The following is a 17,383-nucleotide window of genomic DNA, read 5'->3' as shown; positions in this document are numbered from 1 at the left end:
AGCGAGTTAAAGAGGAGTAGATCAGAGCGTGGCGGGGAGTGTCTCGAGGCAAAAATCAACTAGCTCAGAGAGCTGAGCTGCGAACTTAAAGTGATTTATCAAGAGTAAGATTTTTTAGGCATGAGAATGCGGGGGGAAGGGCAAAGCGGATAGAAGGGGGGAAGGTGGAGAGTCGATCTGTAAGCCGGGTTCTGTCGAGGACAGTCATTCCTCTACGACGTACATCACTGCACGCCTTTAGCAACCTACCCGGTTCCAGCGCGGGCCACGCCAATGGAACCCTATTTGGTCTTGCTCCGAGTGGGGTTTACCTAGCCACGGACTGTTACCAGCCGCGCGGTGCGCTCTTACCGCACCTTTTCACCCTTACCGGCGCCGAAACGCTTAGGCGGTTATTTTCTGTGGCACTTTCCGTAGGCTCACGCCCCCCAGGCATTACCTGGCACTCCGCCCTATGGAGCCCGGACTTTCCTCCCCCGCATCCCGCAGAACGGGGCACGGCAGCGACTGTCCGATCGACTCTCCGCCGCCAAGGTTAACGGCGCGCGCCCATCAGGACAAGGATTAGTCGCGGGACTGACGTTCCAACGCGGCCTGGTAGAGCAGATTCTTGCGCACCCCGGTAATCTCCGCCGCCAGCGCCGCCGCACGTTTGAGCGGCATTTCCTTTAAGAGCAGATCGAGCACGCGCAAGGCCTCGGCGCTGACCGCCGCCTCGCCCTCTGGTGCCTGCCAGCCCGCCACCAGCACCACGCACTCGCCGCGCTGCTGGTTACTGTCGGCCGCGACCCAGGCGCACAGCTCGGCCAGCGGTAACCCCTTGAGCGTCTCGAAAGTCTTGGTCACCTCACGGGCGAGCAGTGCCGGCCGCTCACCGCCGAACACCTCGCGCATGTCCTCGAGGCACTCGAGTATGCGGTGCGGTGCCTCATAGAAGATCAGGGTGCGCGACTCCTCCCGCACCTGCTCCAGGCGCGCGCGGCGCCCGACCGCCTTGGCCGGCAGGAAACCTTCAAAGATGAAGCGGTCGGAAGGCAAGCCGGCCGCGGACAGCGCCGCGATCAGCGCGCAAGCCCCCGGCACCGGCACCACCGCCACCCCCGCCGCGCGCGCCTGGCGCACCAGGTGGTAACCGGGATCGGAGATCAGCGGCGTACCGGCATCGGAGATCAGCGCCACATCCTCGCCCGCCTGCAGTCGCGCCAGAAAGCGACTGCCCTGATCGCGCTCGTTGTGTTCATGGCAGGCCGCCAGGGGCGTGCCAATACCGAAGTGCTGCATGAGCCGCGCCGAATGCCGGGTATCCTCTGCGGCGATCAGCGCCACTTCGCCAAGCACCTTCAGCGCCCGGGCACTGATGTCGTCCAGGTTGCCAATCGGCGTGGCCACCACATACAGCGTGCCTAGGGGGGGATTCGGAGCACCGGGAACGGTCACAGCACAAGCCTCGATATGACGAAAGCGCGCATTGTAGCCCGTTTCACAGCATCGACATCGCACCGCCGCCGGGGCTTGGGTACAATTCGAGGCTCATTTGCCCAAGTATCAGGAAGGCTTACATGATCGCTTGTCTGCGCCCGCTCTACGCGCTCAGCCTCGCCGGCCTGCTGGCCGCCTGCGCCAGCTCGCCCACCTCCAACCTGGGCGAGTTGCCGCGCACCCCTCAAGCCAGTATCGAGCAGCTGCTGCAGCAAGCCGGTGACAGCCAGTCCGCGCCCGCCAACCTGCTGCGCCTGTCGGCGGCAGACCTGGCGTACCAGCAAAAGCAGCTGGGGCGCGCCGCCGCGATCCTCGAACAGGTGCAGCTCGACACGCTCAAGCCCGCCCAGCAGGTCTTCGCCAGCACCCTGGCGGCCGAACTGGCACTGGCCCGCGACAACCCCAAGGGCGCTCTCCGGGCGCTCGAGCACCCGAGCCTGGCGCGCCTGGGCGAGCTGCCGATCGAACAGCAGACCCGCACTCAACTGGCGCGCGCCACCGCCCTGCAAGCGGACGGCCAGACCCTGGGCGCCGCCCGCGAGCGCGTGTTCATTGCGCCACTGCTTGCTGGAGAAGCAGCCGCACGCAACCACGAAACCATCTGGGAATTGGTCGCCAGCCTGGCCGCCGAGCAACTACAGGCCAACGGTGACGCCGACCTCAGTGGCTGGCTGAGCCTGGCCCAGGCCGCCAAGACCACCGGCCCCCTGGAAGCCCAGCAGAGCGCCATCGAGCAATGGCTTGCCCAACACCCCCAGCACCCCGCCGCCCTGAACCTGCCGGCGCCCTTGCGCGAACTGCAGGAGCTGACCAGCCAACCGCTTACTGAAATAGCGCTGCTGCTGCCGCAGGACGGCCAACTGGCGTCGGTGGCGCGGGCATTGCGCGACGGTTTTCTCGCCGCCCATTACCAGGCCGAGCAGGCCGGGCAGAACCCGCCGAACATTCGCCTGTACGACAGCACGCGCCTCAGTTCGATGGACGAGTTCTACCGCCAGGCTCAGGCGGCCGGCGTGCAATTGGTGGTCGGCCCGCTGGAGAAGCACCTGGTCACCCAGCTCAGCAGCCAGGAGCAATTGCCCATCACCACCCTGGCGCTGAACTACAGCGAATCCAGCCAGGAAGCCCCGCCACAGCTTTACCAGTTCGGCCTGGCCGCCGAGGACGAGGCTCGCGAAGCGGCTCGCCGCGCCTGGGCCGACGGCATGCGCCGCGCCGTCGCCCTGGTGCCGGAGGGAGACTGGGGTGACCGGGTACTTGCCGCCTTCCGCGAGAGCTGGCAGGCCGCCGGCGGGACCCTGATCGCCGCCGAACACGTCGACGAGCCGGTGGAGCTGGCCCGCCAGATCGCCGACCTGTTCCAGCTGCGACAGAGCGAAGCCCGCGCCCGACGCCTGCAGAACACCCTCGGCGTGGCGGTGGCCGCACAGCCGTCGCGGCGCCAGGATGTCGACTTCATCTTCCTCGCCGCCACCCCGCAGCAGGCCCAGCAGATCAAGCCGACTCTGGCCTTCCAGTACGCCGGCGACGTACCGGTGTACGCCACCTCGCACCTGTATACCGGCAACCACAGCCAGGCCCAGTACCTGGACCTCAACGGCATCCGCTTCTGCGAGACACCCTGGCTGCTCAACCCCGAGGAGCCCCTACGCCAGCAGGTCAGCAGCCAGTGGCCCCAGGCCGGCGGCAGCCTCGGCCGGCTCTACGCCATGGGCGTCGACGCCTATCGCCTGACGCCGCGCCTGGACCAGCTCAAGGCTCTCCCCGACAGCCGGGTCGACGGCCTGTCCGGCAGCCTGAGCCTCAACCCGGCACAGCGCATCGAGCGGCAGCTGCCCTGGGCCGAGTTCCGCGACGGCCAGGTGCAAGCCCTGCCCGCCAGCAGCAATTGAACGAGCCGACCAGCAGCCAGAACAGCGGCCAGGCCGCCGAGGCCTTGGCCCGCCAGCATCTGGAGCGGCAGGGCCTGCGCCTGCTGGCACAGAACTGGCGCTGCCGCCGCGGCGAGCTCGATCTGGTCATGCTCGACGCCGATACAGTAGTATTCGTCGAGGTACGCTATCGGCGGCACGCCGCCTGGGGCGGCGCGGTGGCCAGCGTCGATGCGCGCAAGCGCGACAGGCTGACCACCGCCGCCATGCTCTTTCTGCAACAGGAGTCGCACTGGGCCAAGCACCCGTGCCGCTTCGACGTGATCGCCATCAACGCCCAAGGCAGCGCAGCCCCGCGACTGGACTGGATTCAGAACGCCTTTGATACCTGAGCCGCCACCCCACTGAAGGTTATATTTCCGATGGACATGCAAGCCCGTATTCGCCAGCTGTTCCAAGCCAGCATCGAAACCAAGCAACAGGCCATGGAAGTGCTCGCGCCGTTTATCGAGCAAGGCAGCCTGGTCATGGTTCAGGCGCTCCTCAGCGAGGGCAAGATTCTCACCTGCGGCAACGGCGGTTCGGCCGGCGATGCCCAGCACTTCTCCTCCGAGCTGCTCAATCGCTTCGAGCGCGAGCGCCCCAGCTTGCCGGCCATCGCCCTGACCACCGACAGCTCAACCATCACCTCGATCGCCAACGACTACAGCTACAACGAGGTGTTCTCCAAACAGATTCGTGCACTCGGCCAGCCGGGCGACGTGCTCCTGGCCATTTCCACCAGCGGCAACTCGGCCAACGTGATCCAGGCCATCCAGGCCGCCCACGATCGCGAAATGACCGTGGTCGCCCTTACCGGCCGTGACGGCGGCGGCATGGCCTCGCTGCTGCTGCCGGAAGACGTCGAGATCCGCGTGCCCTCGAAAGTCACCGCACGCATCCAGGAAGTGCACCTGCTGGCCATCCACTGCCTCTGCGACCTGATCGACAGCCAACTCTTCGGGAGTGAAGAATGACCCGTACCCCCCTGCTCCTCGCCGCCCTGGCATTCACCTTCGTCCTGGCCGGCTGCGGCAGCCGCAGCATCGGCAACAAGATCGATGACCAGTTCATCGCCCCCGCAGTCGAGAGCAACATCACCAGGGCCCACGTCGACCTGACCAGCCCGACTTCGCACATCGTCGTCACCAGCTACAACGGCGTGGTGCTGCTGGCCGGACAAACCCCGCGCAGCGACCTCAAGGCCATGGCCGAACAGGCGGCGCGCCGGGTGCAGAATGTGACCAAGGTGCACAACGAGCTACAGGTGCTCCAGCCGACCAGCCTGCTGGCCCGCAGCAACGACTCCCTGCTGACCACCAAGATCAAGACCCAGATGCTGGCCGACGCCACGGTGCCGGGCTCGCGCATCAAGGTGATTACCGAGAACGGCATCGTCTACCTGCTCGGCCTGGTGTCGCGCCAGGAGGCCGCACAGGCCACCAGCCTGGTGCAAAGCGTTTCCGGGGTCCAGAAGATCGTCAAGCTGTTCCAGTACACCAACTGACGGCTACAACAATGAAAAAGGCGATCCTCGGATCGCCTTTTTTGTTTACTTCACCACCTTCAGGCTCGGACGGCCGCTGGGGCGTGGCGGCTCGCCATCCGGCGGCCCCTGGTCATCCGGCCCATCGCCGTCTTCGTCATCCGGCACGGGGGGCTCCAGGTCAAAGACCATGCCCTGACCGTTCTCCCGGGCGTAGATCGCCAGCACCGCACCGGAGGGAATGTACAGGCTGTGCGCCACGCCGCCGAAACGGCCCTCGAAGCTCACCGCCTCGTTGTCCATATGCAGATGCCGCACCGCGCCCGGCGAGACATTCAGGACGATCTGCCCGTCGCTGGCGAAGCCTGGCGGCACCTGCACCCCGGCGAACTCGGCGTTGACCAGCAGATGGGGGGTGCAGTCGTTGTCAACGATCCACTCATAGAGGGCGCGAACCAAATAGGGACGACTGGAGTTCATCGAAACCTCCTCAGGTATTAACGCATCTCGCGCTCGGCGGCGGACAGACTGGCCCGAAAGCCCTCGCGCGCAAACTGGCGGTCCATGTAGTCGAGCAGCGGCTTGGCCGGCTTCGGCAGCTCGATGCCCAGCAGCGGCAAACGCCAGAGAATCGGCAGCAGGCAGCAGTCCACCAGGCTCATTTCCTCACTGAGGAAATACGGCTTGTCGGCGAACAGCGCCGATACGCCGGTGAGGCTTTCGCGCAACTCCTTGCGCGCCTGCACCCGGGCCGGCTCCTTGCTGCGCGGATCGAGAATCTGGTCGACCAGTGCACACCAGTCGCGCTGGATGCGGTGGATCAACAGACGACTGTTGGCCCTGGCTACCGGATACACCGGCAGCAGCGGCGGATGAGGGTAGCGCTCATCCAGGTATTCCATCACCACCGTCGACTCGTACAGCGCCAGATCACGATCGACCAGGGTCGGCAGGCTGGCATAGGGATTGACCTCCAGCAGCTGCGGCGGACAACGCCCCGGCTGGACACTGATGATCTCGGCGCTGACACCCTTCTCGGCGAGCACGATACGTACGCGGTGGGAATAGTGGTCGGCGGGGTCGGAGTAGCAGGCCAACCGATTGGTCACGCCCATGGCGGTCCTCCTCGCTTATAAGGTTATCTGAAGCAGAAAAACCTGCGCGCCCGAAGGGGCGCGCAGGTCAACAACGGAACGACAGCGGATTAATGCACGTCCTTCCAGTACTCACGCTTGAGCAGGTAGGCAAACACGAAGAAGAACGCCAGGTACAGCAGCACGTAGGTACCGATGCGCTGACTCTCCAGCTTGACCGGGTTGGCCGAGTAGGCCAGGAAGGTCACCAGATTCTTGATCTTCTCGTCGAACTGCTCTTCGCTCAGCTCGCCGGTTTTCGGCTCGACGGTCAGCTGGTCGCAGGCCTCGTGGGTGATCGGCGTACCGGTCAGCGGGTCGAACTGCTTCTTGCCGTCCTCGACCACCTGGACCTGCTTGCAACCGATGTACTGACGGCCCTGCAGCCCAGCCAGCACGTTCGGCATGCCGACGTTCGGGAACACCTTGTTGTTCGCGCCGAGGGGACGGCTCGGGTCTTCATAGAAGGTGCGCAGATAGGTGTAGAGCCAGTCGGTGCCACGTACCCGGGCAACCAGGGTCAGGTCCGGCGGAGTGGCGCCGAACCAGGCCTTGGCATCGTCAGGGCGCATGCCGATCTTCATGTGATCACCGATCTTGGCATCGTTGAACACCACATTGTCCAGCATCAGCTCGTGGGGAACGCCAAGGTCATCGGCCACCCGCTCGTAACGCTGGAACTTGGCGGCATGGCAGCCCATGCAGTAGTTGGCGAAGGTACGCAGACCATCCTGCATGGCGGCCTTGTCGGTCAGGTCGATGTCGACCTTGTCCAACGGATAGTTGCCGCCGGCCCCCAGAGCGAAGGCTGGCATCGCAGCGAAAATCAGTGCAGCAAATAGCTTCTTCATCAGCCTGTCACCCTTTCAGGAACCGGTTTGGTTTTTTCCATCCTGGTGTAGAACGGCATCAGGATGAAGTACGCGAAGTACAGGAAGGTACACACCTGCGACAGCAACGTACGGCCCGGAGTCGGCGCCAATACACCCAGCACGCCAAGGATGACGAAGGACACGCAGAACACCAGCAACCAGATCTTGCTCAGCCAACCCTTGTAGCGCATCGACTTGACCGGACTGCGATCCAGCCAGGGCAGCACGAACAGCACGGCGATGGCCGCACCCATGGCGATGACGCCGAGCAGCTTGTCCGGGACCGCGCGCAGAATCGCGTAGAACGGCGTGAAGTACCAAACCGGCGCAATGTGCTCAGGGGTCTTGAACGGGTTGGCCTGCTCGAAGTTCGGCTTCTCGAGGAAGTAACCGCCCATCTCCGGGAAGAAGAACACGATGAAGCAGAAGATGAACAGGAACACCACCACACCGACGATGTCCTTCACGGTGTAGTAAGGGTGGAATGCGATGCCGTCCAGCGGAACACCGTTCGCATCCTTCTTCTTCTTGATGTCGACGCCGTCCGGGTTGTTCGAACCGACTTCGTGCAGCGCCAGGATGTGCAGCACCACCAGACCGAGAATCACGATCGGCAGGGCCACCACATGCAGGGCGAAGAAGCGGTTCAGGGTGATGCCGGAAATCAGGTAGTCACCACGGATCCACTGGGTCAGGTCATCGCCGATCACCGGGATGGCGCCGAACAGCGAGATGATCACCTGGGCACCCCAGTAGGACATCTGGCCCCAGGGCAGCAGGTAGCCCATGAAGGCCTCAGCCATCAGCAGCAGGTAGATCAGCATACCGAAGATCCACACCAGCTCACGGGGCTTCTGGTAGGAGCCGTAGAGCAGACCGCGGAACATGTGCAGGTAGACCACGACGAAGAACGCCGAGGCGCCGGTGGAGTGCAGGTAGCGCAGGATCCAGCCGTACTCCACGTCGCGCATGATGTACTCGACCGAGGCGAACGCCTCCTCGGCCGAGGGCGTGAAACTCATGGTCAGCCAGATCCCGGTGACGATCTGATTGACCAGCACCAGCAGGGCCAGCGAGCCGAAAAAGTAGAAGAAGTTGAAGTTCTTCGGCGCGTAATACTTGGAGAGATGGTCTTCCCACATCTTGGTCGCGGGGAAGCGCGCATCCACCCATTCCATGAACTTGCTCATCATGCTTGCTCCTGATCCACACCGATGACGATCACGTCATCCGACTCGTACATGTGCGGCGGCACCGGCAGGTTCAAAGGCGCTGGCTGGGCCTTGTAGACGCGACCGGCGAGGTCATAGCGGGAGCCATGGCATGGGCAGAAGTAGCCCCCCACCCATTCGGCGCCGAGATCCGCCGGAGCCACTTCCGGACGGAAGGACGGCGCGCAACCCAGATGGGTGCACAGCCCGACCAGCAGCAGCACTTCGGGCTTGATCGAACGAGTCTTCGGATCGACATAGGTCGGCTGAACCGAGGCCTGGGAGTCGACGTCCGCCAGGCGTTCTTCGATCTTGCTCAGGTTACCCAGAATTTCCTCGGTACGGCGCACGATGAACACCGGCTGCCCCCGCCACTCGGCAACCATCTGCTGACCCGGCTCGATCTTGCTGACGTTCACCTTTACAGGTGCGCCGGCAGCCTTGGCCTTGGCACTCGGGAACCATGACCCCACGAACGGGACCGCGGCACCCACCGCTCCAGCAGCACCCACCACAGAAGTGGCCGCTACCAAGAAGCGACGCCGGCCTGCATTCACGCCGTCATTGCTCATTCAGTCGTCTCCCATCAGCTTTGTGGCCTGTTGTTCAGGCCTCTACTAAGTAAAAATCTGGTGCTGCAAAAAATTCGCCAAATGGTAAAGAAAAGGCCCTTTACTGACAAGGTAATTACCCCGGCAGCGCCTCTGAACACCTTGCAGGGCGCGGACCTCAGGCCTGCGGCATGGTGTCGCAGAGCAGCCAGTCGCCCATAAAAAACGCCCAGCTCCGTAAGGAAACTGGGCGCTTTTGAACGCAGATAGCGAATTAACGCTTGGAGTACTGCGGACGCTTACGCGCCTTGCGCAGACCAACCTTCTTACGTTCAACTTCGCGAGCATCGCGAGTCACGAAACCGGCCTTACGCAGCGAGCTGCGCAGGGTCTCGTCATACTGGATCAGCGCACGAGTGATACCGTGACGAATCGCACCAGCCTGACCGCTCACGCCACCACCGATCACGGTGACGAAGATGTCGAACTTTTCGGTGGTCTCGGTCAGCTCCAACGGCTGGCGAACTACCATGCGGGCAGTTTCACGACCGAAGAAGGTATCCAGAGTGCGGTTGTTGATGGAGATGCTGCCAGTACCCGGACGCAGAAATACGCGAGCGGTTGCAGTCTTGCGACGGCCAGTGCCGTAATTTTGAGTCGCCGACATAATGAACTATTCCGTTAAATCTTCAGTTCTTGGGGCTGCTGAGCGGTGTGCGGGTGAGCGGCACCCTTGTACACCTTCAGCTTACGGTACATGTCGCGACCCAGCGGGTTCTTCGGCAGCATGCCTTTAACCGCGGTCTCGATCACACGCTCAGGCGCCTTGGCGATCAGCTTTTCGAAGCTGATCGACTTGATGCCACCCGGGAAACCGGAGTGAGAGTAGTACATCTTGTCGGTGGTCTTGGCACCGGTCACACGTACCTGCTCGGCATTGATCACGACGATGTAGTCGCCGGTATCTACGTGCGGGGTGTACTCGGGCTTGTGCTTGCCGCGCAGACGGCTAGCGATTTCGGTAGCCAGACGACCCAGGGTCTGACCAGCAGCGTCGACGACGAACCAGTCGCGCTTTACTGTTTCCGGTTTAGCAGTAAAAGTCTTCATTCTTTATAGCCTCAGGGGCCGCCCTGATAAATAAGACGGCGGATCTTACTGAATAGTGCGTACTTTGACAAGTCAAAGGCAGCCGAACACAGACGCTGTCGGGGGCTCGGGTCAGCGCGTCCGTAGCACGGCAAGATTCTTCGGCAGGCGGCGCATCACTTCCACTGCAGAAAGAGGTGCGTAATTATGCAGATTGCGGAAATAAATTCAACCTGCTTGTATGGTGCCCCTCGCAGATAGGAGCATTTCATGAAATATCGCCAACTTGGCCGAACGGAGATTCGGGTCAGCGCAATCTGCCTGGGCACCATGACCTGGGGCGAACAGAACGACGCCAGCGAAGCCTGCGCGCAGATCGAGCGGGCCAAGGCCCATGGCGTCAACTTCATCGACACCGCCGAGATGTACCCGGTGCCGCCGCGGGCCGAGACCTACAGCAAGACCGAACAAATCATCGGCGAGTATTTCCGCACGCACGGCGACCGTGCCGACTGGGTACTGGCCAGCAAGATTGCCGGCCCCGGCAATGGCATCGACTACATCCGCGACGGCCAGATCAAGCACAATCGCGCGCACATCGTCGCCGCCGTGGATGCCAGCCTCAAGCGCCTGCGCACCGACTGGATCGATCTGTATCAGCTGCACTGGCCGGAACGACCGACCAATTTCTTCGGTCAGCTCGGCTACCGCCACCAGGACAGCGCCTTCACGCCGCTTGAGGAAACCCTGGAAGCGCTGGACGAACAGGTCAAGGCCGGCAAGATCCGCCAGATAGGCCTGTCCAACGAAACCCCCTGGGGCACGATGAAGTTTCTGCAACTGGCCGAGAGCCGTGGCTGGCCGCGCACGGTGTCGATCCAGAACCCCTACAACCTGCTCAACCGCAGCTTCGAGGTCGGCCTGGCGGAAATCGCCCTGCGCGAGCAGTGCGGCCTGCTCGCCTACTCCCCGCTGGCCTTTGGCATGCTGTCAGGCAAGTACGCCGGCGGCGCCCGCCCGGCCAATGCCAGGCTCAGCCTGTTCAAGCGCTTCAGTCGCTACACCAACCCGGAGTCCGAAGACGCCTGCGCCCGCTATGTCGCGCTGGCACGGGAACATGGCCTTGACCCGGCACAGATGGCCCTGGCCTTCGTTACCGCCCAACCCTTCGTCACCAGCAACATCATCGGCGCGACCAACCTGGAACAACTGGAAGCCGACCTGAGCAGCGTCGAGCTGACGCTGAGCGACGAGGTCCTGGCCGGCATCGAAGCCATCCACAGGTCGCAGCCGAACCCGGCGCCCTGACGCCAGGTGACACGCCACCATGAAATAGCCCGGCCCGCGCCGGGCTTTTTCATGGGCTGCCACCCCTACAGGGAACGGGCGATGATTTCCTTCATGATCTCGTTGGTGCCGGCATAGATGCGCTGCACCCGGGCATCGGCCCAGGCCCGTGCTACCGGGTACTCCCACATGTAGCCGTAGCCGCCATGCAGTTGCACACACTCGTCCAGCACCTTGCACTGCAGGTCGGTGCCCCAGTACTTGAGCATGGCCGCGGTCGGCACATCGAGCTGCCCCTGCAGGTGCAATTCCAGGCAGCGATCGACAAACACCCGGCCGACCTGGATTTCGGTGGCCATCTCGGCCAACTTGAAGCGCGTGTTCTGGAAGTCCGCCACCGCCTGGCCGAACGCCTTGCGCTCGCGGGTGTAGTCGAGCGTCCACTGCAACGCCGCCTCGGCCGAGGCCAGTGCACTGACGCCGACGGTCAGACGCTCCTGAGGCAGCTCCTGCATCAGGTACGCGAAGCCCATGCCGGCCTGGCCCAGCAGATTTTCCTTGGGCACCCGCACATCCTGGAAGAACAGCTCGGAGGTGTCCTGCGCCTTCATGCCGACCTTCTCCAGTCGCTTGCCCTTGGCGAAGCCCGGACTACCAGCCTCGACCAGGAACAGACTGGTGCCCTTGGCACCCGCCTTGGGGTCTGTCTTGGCCACCACGATCACCAGATCGGCCAGATAGCCGTTGGTGATAAAGGTCTTGGAGCCGTTGATCACGTATTCGTCACCATCCAGCACCGCGGTGGTCTTGACCCCCTGCAGGTCGGAGCCCGCACCCGGCTCGGTCATGGCGATGGCCGTGACCATCTCGCCGGACACCAGTTTGGGCAGGTACTTGTGCTTCAGGGCCTCGGAGCCGTAATGCAGGATGTAGGGCGCGACGATGTCGGAATGCAAAGAAAAACCGATACCGGTCAAGCCGAGACGGCCAACCTCCTCGATCACCACCGCGCTGTAGAGGAAGTCCGCCCCCATGCCGCCGTACTCTTCCGGGATGTGCGAACAGAGCATTCCCGCCTCCCCCGCCTTGCTCCACAGACGGCGATCGATATGACCATCCTTCTCCCACTGCTGATGGAAGGGCACCGCCTCCTGCTCGAGGAACTTGCGGACGCTGTCGCGAAACAGCTCATGGTCGGAGCTGAACAGGGTTCTGGGAATCATGGCGCACCTGGGTAACGGATCGGGATGGAATAGCCTCGACTTTAGCCAAGCAAACGCTTGGTCGCACTGGACACAAGCGCCAAAAAATAAGACGATCCAGCCGCCTCCTGACCACTTAGCCTTCAAACTTGCCGACTATGCCCATCCAGTCTCCCGAGCCACTCAAGCGCGTCGCCATCCTTGCCACCGCGGGCGTCTTCGCCTCGACCCTGATGCAGGCCAAGGATTTCTTCCACATGGCCAGCCTGCGTTACGGCAAACAGCAGGGCCGCGGCCTGACCCCGTCCTTCGAGATCCACCTGGTCAGCCCGGACGGGCTCCCGGTGCGCAGCTTCAGCGGCGTACTGATACCGGTGGACGGCGCACTCGATAGCGCCGACGTAATCATCTTGCCGGCCTTCTGGGACGACTTCGACGCCCTCTGCCAACGTCACCCCCAGGTACTCGACTGGCTCAAGGCACGCCATGCCGCAGGCAGCGCGATCTGCGGCGAGGCCACCGGGGTGTTCTGGATGGCCCAGGCCGGCCTGCTCGACGGCAAGGAGGCGACCACCTACTGGCGCTTCTTCAATGAGTTCGCCGAGCGTTTCCCCCGGGTGCTGCTGAATCAGGACAAGCACCTGTCCGATGCCGACAACCTCTATTGCGCCGGCGGCGTCACCTCGGCCTGCGACCTCTACATCTACCTGATCGAACGCTTCTGCGGCGCCGGCGTGGCCCAGGGCGTGGCCCGCGACATCCTCTACGAGGTGCAGCGCAGCTATACCCCGGGACGCATCGGCTTCGGCGGCCAGAAGCTGCACCACGACCTGACCATCCTGCAGATCCAGCAATGGCTGGAAGAGCACTTCAGCGACAAGTTTCGCTTCGAGGACGTGGCCCGCGAGCACGGCATGAGCATTCGCAACTTCATGCGCCGCTTCCAGAGTGCGACCGGCGACAAGCCCCTGCACTATCTGCAGCGTCTGCGCATCGAGACCGCCAAGGGGCTGCTCAGCGCCACGCGCAAGAGCATCAAGACCATCAGCTATGAAGTCGGCTATGACGATGCCAGCTTCTTTGCCCGCCTGTTCCGCCAGCACACGGAGCTATCGCCCAATCAGTACCGACGCCAGTTTCAGCAGAAGGACGGCCACACCTAGGACTCGCCGGCGGCCGCCAGGTTCGAGACCGCTCCGCGCCTGGCGAACGCGCCGCTTGCGGACAGAAAAAAGGCTGCCCATCGGCAGTCTTTTTCGCAGCAGCCGGTTACGGCTTGTGCGGACGCGAGAGGAACTCGTGGGACTGCATTTCCAGCAGACGACTGAGAGTGCGCTGGAACTCGAAGGTCAGGCGGCCGCCGGTGTAGAGATCCTTGAGCTCCACTTCGGCGGAGATGATCAGCTTGACGTTGCGGTCGTAGAACTCGTCGACCATGTTGATGAAACGTCGCGCCATGTCCTCCTTGGCCACGCTCATCTGCTCGACATTGGCGAGCAGGACGGCGTGAAAGATCTTTCCCAGCTCGATGTAGTCGTTCTGGCTGCGCGGACCGTCGCACAGCTCGCGAAACTCGAACCAGGCCACGTCGTCGCCGACCTTGCGGGCGGTAATGGCGCGATTCTCGATCATCAGCGCCTCGTTCTCCTGCACCAAGCAGTGCTCGGGCAGCAGGCTGCTGAAGCTCTTCTGCAGGCTCTCCTCGGCCGCCGCATCCAGCGGCCAGTGGAACAACTCGGCCTGCTCCAGGGCCCGCAGGCGGTAGTCGACGCCGCTGTCGACATTGACGATCTCGGTGTGTTCCTTGAGCAGGGCGATGGCCGGCAGGAAGCGGGCGCGCTGCAGGCCATCCTTGTACAAGCCGTCCGGGACGATGTTGGAGGTCGCGACCAGGCTCACACCGTTCTTGAACAGCTCCTCGAGCAAGGTGGCGAGGATCATGGCGTCGGTGATGTCGGACACGAAGAACTCGTCGAAGCAGATCACCCGCGCCTCGTCGGCGAAGCGCTTGCCGATGATCACCAACGGGTTCTTCTCGCCCTTGAGGGTCTTCATTTCCTCATGCACCCGCTTCATGAAGCGGTGGAAGTGGGTGCGCATCTTCTGCTCGAACGGCAGCGCATCGAAGAAGGTGTCGACCAGGTAGGTCTTGCCGCGACCGACGCCGCCCCAGAAATACAGGCCCTTGACCGGCCCCTGGGGCTTGCGGGCGAAGAGCTTGCCGAACAGCCCCGGCTTGCTCGCCTGTCCCGCCACCAGATCGTCGTACAGGCGCTGCAGGTGGCGCACCGCCGTTTCCTGGGACGCGTCATGGAAGAATTCGGGCCGCTTGAGATCGGCCTGGTAGCGCTCTAGGGGTGTCATATTCGTTAGCTGGGCAACAAAAATGGGGTCGCCACTTTAGCGACGCCCTCCCCGCTTGGCAATCCAGACCATGGGCCACGATCGCGGACCCAGGCCGTGAAAGGCCTTTAGAGGGCGCCGCGCCCGCATGCAACCGGCGCGGCGGCTGACGATTGGATTACTCGGCCATCCCCGCGATGGCGTCGCGCAGGCGCAGCATGGCGGCGTCGAGCTCCTCCGGATCGGGATAGGCCGGGCTGTCGGCCAGGCACTCGCCATCCAGCCACAGGGTGAACTGGTCGCCTTCGTCCTCGCGCAACTCCAGGGCGTCGGGACCCTGGGCTATCAGGCGCTGACTGATCGCCCCCGCCCTCTTCGGATCACTGAAGGGGCGCGAAAGCAGCAACTCCTCGCCTTCGGCCGAGATGAAACGGAAGCGGAAGCTGCCGTCTTTTTCGCGGAAGCTGACGAAGCGCGCCGTCTTGGCCGCTTTCTTCTTGCCTGCGCCCGCAGCCTGCACCTGCTCGCGGAACGAGCGCAGGCCCACCGCCTCGCGCAGCTCGCCCAGGAACGGGGTGGCGATGCGCCGCGCCTTGGCCGCGCCGGCCTGCAGCACATCCTCCAGATCACTCGGCTTGGCGATCAGCGCCTGGTAGCGCTCGCGGGCCTCGCCCAGCTCGCCGTCGAGCAGCTGGAACAATCGCTGCTTGGCCTCGCCCCAGGCCAGCCCGTCCAGCAGTTCGGCACGGAACTCGGCCTGCTGCGCCGGCGTGGCGAAGGCCTGGTAGAGGGTAAACAGGTGGGCGCTGTCCGGGTCCTTGGCCTCGCCGGGCAGGCGCGAGTCGGTGACGATCCGGGCGATTGCATCCTTGAGCTGCTTGGCGCTGCCGAACAGCGGAATGGTGTTGTCGTAGCTCTTCGACATCTTGCGCCCGTCCAGGCCCGGCAGGGTCGCCACGTCTTCCTCGATCACCGCCTCGGGCAGGGTGAACAGCTCCTTGCCCTGACCGAACAGGTGATTGAAACGCTGAGCGATGTCGCGGGCCATTTCCACATGCTGGATCTGGTCACGCCCGACCGGCACCTTGTGCGCATTGAACATCAGGATGTCCGCGGCCATCAGCACCGGATAACTGAACAAGCCCATGGTCACGCCAGCATCCGGGTCCTCGCCGGCCTCGACATTCTTGTCCACCGAGGCCTTGTAGGCGTGAGCGCGGTTGAGCAGGCCCTTGCCGGCGACGCAGGTGAGCAACCAGCACAGCTCGGGGATCTCCGGGATGTCGGACTGGCGGTAGAAGGTCGCCCGGCTCACGTCCAGGCCGCAGGCCAGCCAGGTGGCGGCGATCTCCAGACGCGAACGCTGGATGCGCACCGGGTCGTCGCACTTGATCAGCGCGTGGTAGTCGGCCAGGAAGTAGAAGGAGTCGGCATCCGCGGCGCGGCTGGCGACGATGGCCGGGCGGATGGCGCCGGCATAGTTGCCGAGGTGCGGTGTACCGGTGGTGGTGATGCCGGTGAGGATACGAGTGGTCATGGCGTTCGCTTGTAGAATGAGGCGCCCATCAGGCGGCAATCGAAAGTCAGAGTCGCGGCGCGAGCAGGTCCTTGAGGTCGGTCAGCTTGCCGTGAAAAAAGTGCCCGCATTCTGCCACTTTCAGCAGCTCATGGGGACGCTGCAGCGCCGCCGACCAGTCATACACCGCCTGCGGCTCGATCACTTCATCGTCCTCCGGCTGGATCAGCGTCAGCGCGCAACGCTGGGCCGGCGGATTGTCCTCGTTCAGTCGCTGCACCGCTGGCGCCACCATGAACAGGTGCGCCGGCTCGATACCCTGCCGCTCCAGGCGTCCACCTAGGCTGGCCGCAACGAACCCCCCGAATGAGAAGCCCAGCAAGGTCAGCGGCAACTGCGGGTGCTGCTGGTGCAGCCAGTGGACGGCGGCCTCGGCGTCATCGATCTCGCCGCTGCCCATGTCATGACTGCCGGCACTGGCGCCCACACCCCGATAATTGAAGCGCAGCGTCACCAGGCCGGCGTCGCGGGCGGTGCGTTGCAGGGTCGAGACTACCTTGTTGAGCATGGTGCCGCCCTGGACCGGATTGGGGTGACAGATCAGCGCCACCCCGCGGGCGTCGGGCACGGCAAGAGACAGGGCTTCCAGTTGGCCGCAGGGGCCATCGATGAATACGGGGGTTTCGCGGGTGAGCAACGTTTAACTCCGTGACCCCAGGCAGGGTCGACACGTCTAGCTGACAGCCTGCGCCGCACACATCTCGGCATTGCATTGCGGTATACAGCGCAGGTTCGAGCCGTTAACGTAAAGCAAAGCCGTTTAGAGAGGAAGGACTCGTGGAACAGACGCTCACAGCCTGGCTGGTACCGGCCCTCACCCTGGTAGCCGGCATTGCCATCGGTTTCCTGATCGCCCGCCTGGCTCCCAATGCGGTGCCCAACCGCACGCAGCGCCAGCTGGACGAAATGCAGAAACGCTTCGACGCTTACCAGAGCGAGGTGGTAACCCACTTCAACACCACCGCCAACCTGGTCAAGAAACTCAGCCAGACCCAGCAGGATGTACAGCAGCACCTGTCCGAAGGGGCCAACCGCCTGGCTCAGGACGAACTGACCCGTCAGCGTCTGCTGGCTACCCTGCACGCCAGCGAAGGCGGCGAGAAACGCGAACGCCTGAAGGCGCCTGAACACCACGAGATGCCCAAGGACTATGCGCCGAAAAGCGCCGATGTCCCGGGCATGCTCGACGAAAGCTACGGCCTGAAGAGCAAAAAATAGTGCGATGACGGCGTCTCCTGCCGTCA

At 63.6% G+C, this 17,383-nt stretch carries 19 protein-coding genes and 1 other RNA gene; 7 read left to right on the top strand and 13 right to left on the bottom strand.

The window, feature by feature from the left end; translation table 11 throughout:
* Window positions 1-164 precede the first annotated feature (164 nt).
* An RNA gene (rnpB, locus tag KDW96_RS16810) (RNase P RNA component class A) lies at window positions 165-523 on the bottom strand.
* Between the two features lie 41 nt (window positions 524-564).
* Window positions 565-1,437, bottom strand: coding sequence for a 16S rRNA (cytidine(1402)-2'-O)-methyltransferase (rsmI, locus tag KDW96_RS16805; RefSeq protein ID WP_255837363.1), 873 nt, complete (start codon window positions 1,435-1,437; stop codon window positions 565-567).
* A gap of 122 nt (window positions 1,438-1,559) precedes the next feature.
* Here rsmI and KDW96_RS16800 point away from each other — a divergent pair, with 122 nt between their 5' ends.
* Genes KDW96_RS16800 through KDW96_RS16785 form a run of 4 tightly spaced genes read left to right on the top strand, consistent with a single transcriptional unit; the run spans window position 1,560 to window position 4,896 of the window.
* Window positions 1,560-3,371 (top strand): penicillin-binding protein activator, encoded by a 1,812-nt coding sequence (locus KDW96_RS16800; protein ID WP_255837362.1) that lies wholly within the window; start codon window positions 1,560-1,562, stop codon window positions 3,369-3,371.
* A complete protein-coding gene (locus KDW96_RS16795) occupies window positions 3,368-3,742 on the top strand; it encodes a YraN family protein (protein WP_255837361.1) in 375 nt (124 codons plus the stop codon). The genes KDW96_RS16800 and KDW96_RS16795 overlap by 4 nt, the downstream gene beginning before the upstream one ends.
* A gap of 30 nt (window positions 3,743-3,772) precedes the next feature.
* Window positions 3,773-4,366 carry a phosphoheptose isomerase gene (locus KDW96_RS16790; RefSeq protein WP_255837360.1) on the top strand — a complete coding sequence of 198 codons (594 nt, stop codon included), beginning with the start codon at window positions 3,773-3,775 and terminating at the stop codon, window positions 4,364-4,366.
* Window positions 4,363-4,896: a BON domain-containing protein gene (locus tag KDW96_RS16785; protein WP_255837359.1), complete on the top strand. Its 534-nt coding sequence runs from the start codon at window positions 4,363-4,365 to the stop codon at window positions 4,894-4,896. Before KDW96_RS16790 ends, KDW96_RS16785 begins: the two co-directional genes overlap by 4 nt.
* Before the next feature lie 45 nt (window positions 4,897-4,941).
* On the opposite strand, the gene KDW96_RS16780 is transcribed toward KDW96_RS16785, so the two are convergent.
* The 7 genes from KDW96_RS16780 to rplM all read right to left on the bottom strand — a co-directional run bounded on the left by KDW96_RS16780 (window position 4,942) and on the right by rplM (window position 9,752).
* Window positions 4,942-5,355: a ClpXP protease specificity-enhancing factor gene (locus KDW96_RS16780; protein ID WP_255837358.1), complete on the bottom strand. Its 414-nt coding sequence runs from the start codon at window positions 5,353-5,355 to the stop codon at window positions 4,942-4,944.
* Window positions 5,356-5,372: 17 nt separating this feature from the next.
* Window positions 5,373-5,990: a glutathione S-transferase N-terminal domain-containing protein gene (locus tag KDW96_RS16775; RefSeq protein ID WP_255837357.1), complete on the bottom strand. Its 618-nt coding sequence runs from the start codon at window positions 5,988-5,990 to the stop codon at window positions 5,373-5,375.
* An 89-nt stretch (window positions 5,991-6,079) separates the two neighbouring features.
* Entirely contained in the window at window positions 6,080-6,859 is a 780-nt protein-coding gene (locus KDW96_RS16770; RefSeq protein WP_255837356.1) for a cytochrome c1, read from the bottom strand.
* The gene (locus KDW96_RS16765) at window positions 6,859-8,070 is read right to left on the bottom strand and encodes a cytochrome b (protein ID WP_255837355.1); all 1,212 of its coding nucleotides are present in this window, start codon (window positions 8,068-8,070) and stop codon (window positions 6,859-6,861) included. The genes KDW96_RS16770 and KDW96_RS16765 overlap by 1 nt, the downstream gene beginning before the upstream one ends.
* The gene (gene petA, locus KDW96_RS16760) at window positions 8,070-8,663 is read right to left on the bottom strand and encodes a ubiquinol-cytochrome c reductase iron-sulfur subunit (RefSeq protein WP_255837354.1); all 594 of its coding nucleotides are present in this window, start codon (window positions 8,661-8,663) and stop codon (window positions 8,070-8,072) included. Before petA ends, KDW96_RS16765 begins: the two co-directional genes overlap by 1 nt.
* A gap of 253 nt (window positions 8,664-8,916) precedes the next feature.
* On the bottom strand, window positions 8,917-9,309 hold the full coding sequence (gene rpsI, locus KDW96_RS16755) for a 30S ribosomal protein S9 (RefSeq protein ID WP_213641191.1): 393 nt from the start codon (window positions 9,307-9,309) through the stop codon (window positions 8,917-8,919).
* 14 nt (window positions 9,310-9,323) lie between these two features.
* Window positions 9,324-9,752: a 50S ribosomal protein L13 gene (gene rplM / locus KDW96_RS16750; RefSeq protein WP_255837353.1), complete on the bottom strand. Its 429-nt coding sequence runs from the start codon at window positions 9,750-9,752 to the stop codon at window positions 9,324-9,326.
* 249 nt (window positions 9,753-10,001) lie between these two features.
* Between rplM and KDW96_RS16745 the strand changes: the two genes are divergently transcribed.
* Window positions 10,002-11,039, top strand: a complete 1,038-nt coding sequence (locus KDW96_RS16745; RefSeq protein ID WP_255837352.1) for an NADP(H)-dependent aldo-keto reductase — start codon at window positions 10,002-10,004, stop codon at window positions 11,037-11,039.
* Window positions 11,040-11,104: 65 nt separating this feature from the next.
* Here KDW96_RS16745 and KDW96_RS16740 read toward each other — a convergent pair whose 3' ends face one another.
* Complete coding sequence (locus KDW96_RS16740) at window positions 11,105-12,241, bottom strand: acyl-CoA dehydrogenase family protein (protein ID WP_255837351.1); 1,137 nt, start codon at window positions 12,239-12,241, stop codon at window positions 11,105-11,107.
* Between the two features lie 236 nt (window positions 12,242-12,477).
* Between KDW96_RS16740 and KDW96_RS16735 the strand changes: the two genes are divergently transcribed.
* Window positions 12,478-13,383 (top strand): GlxA family transcriptional regulator, encoded by a 906-nt coding sequence (locus KDW96_RS16735; protein ID WP_255840551.1) that lies wholly within the window; start codon window positions 12,478-12,480, stop codon window positions 13,381-13,383.
* Window positions 13,384-13,489: 106 nt separating this feature from the next.
* Here the strand turns inward: KDW96_RS16735 and zapE are convergent, their stop codons facing one another.
* The 3 genes from zapE to KDW96_RS16720 form a co-directional block, all read right to left on the bottom strand.
* A complete protein-coding gene (gene zapE / locus KDW96_RS16730; protein ID WP_255837350.1) occupies window positions 13,490-14,584 on the bottom strand; it encodes a cell division protein ZapE in 1,095 nt (364 codons plus the stop codon).
* 157 nt (window positions 14,585-14,741) lie between these two features.
* The gene (locus KDW96_RS16725; protein ID WP_255837349.1) at window positions 14,742-16,100 is read right to left on the bottom strand and encodes a tryptophan--tRNA ligase; all 1,359 of its coding nucleotides are present in this window, start codon (window positions 16,098-16,100) and stop codon (window positions 14,742-14,744) included.
* Window positions 16,101-16,146: 46 nt separating this feature from the next.
* The gene (locus KDW96_RS16720) at window positions 16,147-16,776 is read right to left on the bottom strand and encodes an alpha/beta hydrolase (RefSeq protein WP_255837348.1); all 630 of its coding nucleotides are present in this window, start codon (window positions 16,774-16,776) and stop codon (window positions 16,147-16,149) included.
* A 140-nt stretch (window positions 16,777-16,916) separates the two neighbouring features.
* Here KDW96_RS16720 and KDW96_RS16715 point away from each other — a divergent pair, with 140 nt between their 5' ends.
* Window positions 16,917-17,357 carry a Z-ring associated ZapG family protein gene (locus KDW96_RS16715; protein ID WP_255837347.1) on the top strand — a complete coding sequence of 147 codons (441 nt, stop codon included), beginning with the start codon at window positions 16,917-16,919 and terminating at the stop codon, window positions 17,355-17,357.
* The last annotated feature ends 26 nt before the right edge of the window (window positions 17,358-17,383 follow it).

It is taken from the genome of Pseudomonas benzenivorans (genome assembly GCF_024397895.1).
Taxonomy (GTDB): domain Bacteria; phylum Pseudomonadota; class Gammaproteobacteria; order Pseudomonadales; family Pseudomonadaceae; genus Aquipseudomonas; species Aquipseudomonas benzenivorans_A.
The sequence above is the reverse complement of the archived record's forward strand: the minus strand, read 5'-3'. Positions and strand labels throughout refer to the sequence as shown.

Excerpts from the sequence above, each read along its gene's own strand:
- KDW96_RS16765 (WP_255837355.1), bottom strand. The coding sequence starts at position 8,070 with ATGAGCAAGTTCATGGAATGGGTGGATGCGCGCTTCCCCGCGACCAAG.
- KDW96_RS16775 (WP_255837357.1), bottom strand. The coding sequence starts at position 5,990 with ATGGGCGTGACCAATCGGTTGGCCTGCTACTCCGACCCCGCCGACCAC.
- KDW96_RS16745 (WP_255837352.1), top strand. The coding sequence starts at position 10,002 with ATGAAATATCGCCAACTTGGCCGAACGGAGATTCGGGTCAGCGCAATC.
- KDW96_RS16790 (WP_255837360.1), top strand. The coding sequence starts at position 3,773 with ATGGACATGCAAGCCCGTATTCGCCAGCTGTTCCAAGCCAGCATCGAA.
- rplM (WP_255837353.1), bottom strand. The coding sequence starts at position 9,752 with ATGAAGACTTTTACTGCTAAACCGGAAACAGTAAAGCGCGACTGGTTC.
- KDW96_RS16800 (WP_255837362.1), top strand. The coding sequence starts at position 1,560 with ATGATCGCTTGTCTGCGCCCGCTCTACGCGCTCAGCCTCGCCGGCCTG.
- KDW96_RS16735 (WP_255840551.1), top strand. The coding sequence starts at position 12,478 with ATGGCCAGCCTGCGTTACGGCAAACAGCAGGGCCGCGGCCTGACCCCG.
- KDW96_RS16770 (WP_255837356.1), bottom strand. The coding sequence starts at position 6,859 with ATGAAGAAGCTATTTGCTGCACTGATTTTCGCTGCGATGCCAGCCTTC.
- petA (WP_255837354.1), bottom strand. The coding sequence starts at position 8,663 with ATGAGCAATGACGGCGTGAATGCAGGCCGGCGTCGCTTCTTGGTAGCG.
- KDW96_RS16725 (WP_255837349.1), bottom strand. The coding sequence starts at position 16,100 with ATGACCACTCGTATCCTCACCGGCATCACCACCACCGGTACACCGCAC.
- zapE (WP_255837350.1), bottom strand. The coding sequence starts at position 14,584 with ATGACACCCCTAGAGCGCTACCAGGCCGATCTCAAGCGGCCCGAATTC.
- KDW96_RS16740 (WP_255837351.1), bottom strand. The coding sequence starts at position 12,241 with ATGATTCCCAGAACCCTGTTCAGCTCCGACCATGAGCTGTTTCGCGAC.
- KDW96_RS16785 (WP_255837359.1), top strand. The coding sequence starts at position 4,363 with ATGACCCGTACCCCCCTGCTCCTCGCCGCCCTGGCATTCACCTTCGTC.
- KDW96_RS16780 (WP_255837358.1), bottom strand. The coding sequence starts at position 5,355 with ATGAACTCCAGTCGTCCCTATTTGGTTCGCGCCCTCTATGAGTGGATC.
- rpsI (WP_213641191.1), bottom strand. The coding sequence starts at position 9,309 with ATGTCGGCGACTCAAAATTACGGCACTGGCCGTCGCAAGACTGCAACC.